Origin of the sequence: Collinsella sp. AM43-1, assembly GCF_003467925.1 — a bacterium.
Taxonomy (GTDB): Bacteria; Actinomycetota; Coriobacteriia; order Coriobacteriales; family Coriobacteriaceae; genus Collinsella.
The window spans coordinates 9,054-9,310 of record NZ_QSFR01000030.1; the positions used below are offsets into that span (position 1 = coordinate 9,054).

At 72.8% G+C, this 257-nt stretch carries 1 rRNA gene; it reads right to left on the bottom strand.

The features are described 5' to 3' along the window. Positions 1 to 21: 21 nt before the first annotated feature. Positions 22 to 137: ribosomal RNA gene (rrf, locus tag DW925_RS09765) — 5S ribosomal RNA — on the bottom strand. Positions 138 to 257 lie beyond the last annotated feature (120 nt).

The window sequence follows — 257 nt, forward strand, 5'->3', positions numbered from 1 at the left end:
GACGGCTCGGTGCCGTCCACCGGTCAGCGGCGCCCTGGCCTCCCACGGGCTGGCCCCGCAGTACTCTCGGCGCGATGGGGCTTAGCTTCCGGGTTCGGAACGGGACCGGGCGTGCCCCCCATGCTCTGGCCGCTGACCGGTGGGCGGCGCCCACCGTTACGGTGTCCTGGGTCTAACATCTACGTGCCCTGGGGGCCGCATGGCGCATAGGGGAGGTGACTCGGGGGCATCCTCGTGCCCGGACCGCGCATGAGCGC